1 protein-coding gene is annotated in these 459 nt (G+C 64.9%); it reads right to left on the bottom strand.

Annotation, left to right across the window (positions count from 1 at the left end):
* Window positions 1–149 precede the first annotated feature (149 nt).
* A complete protein-coding gene (locus KDL01_RS41940) occupies window positions 150–329 on the bottom strand; it encodes a 30S ribosomal protein THX (RefSeq protein WP_004150462.1) in 180 nt (59 codons plus the stop codon).
* Window positions 330–459 lie beyond the last annotated feature (130 nt).

The raw sequence follows: 459 nt of genomic DNA, 5'->3' as shown, positions 1-459 counted from the left end.
GAAGCAGACCTTGCGCTGAATTCCCTGTAGAGCGAGCCCATGCTCGGCTGCATTACGCCAGCCGAACATGGGCTCGGCCCTGCAGGAACGCGCATAAAAAAACGCGGCGCCAGGCGCCGCGTTTTCCTTGGACCGGTCGGTCGGCCTGATCAGGCCTTGGCGACGGCCTTCTTCGCCACGGCCTTCTTCGCCGGAGCCTTGGCCACGGTCTTCTTGGCAACCGGGGCGGCGGCGCCTACGGCGACCTTGCTCGCGGTGTGCGAACGGGCGTTGCCGTAGCTGGCGTTGTAGCGCTTGCCCTTGGCGGTCTTGCGGTCACCCTTACCCATGTCTTCAACTCCTCAAGTGTGAAATCTGGTTACCCCGTACTGACACGGGTTCGGCGGGGCCGCCTTGCTGGGCGCCCCCGCGCACGATCGGAAATCCTATCACGGCGTGCCTAGTGCGCGCAGCTTGCGT

The sequence above is a fragment of the Actinospica durhamensis genome (assembly GCF_018139695.1).
GTDB classification, from domain to species: domain Bacteria; phylum Actinomycetota; class Actinomycetes; order Streptomycetales; family Catenulisporaceae; genus Actinospica; species Actinospica durhamensis.
The sequence above is the reverse complement of the archived record's forward strand: the minus strand, read 5'-3'. Positions and strand labels throughout refer to the sequence as shown.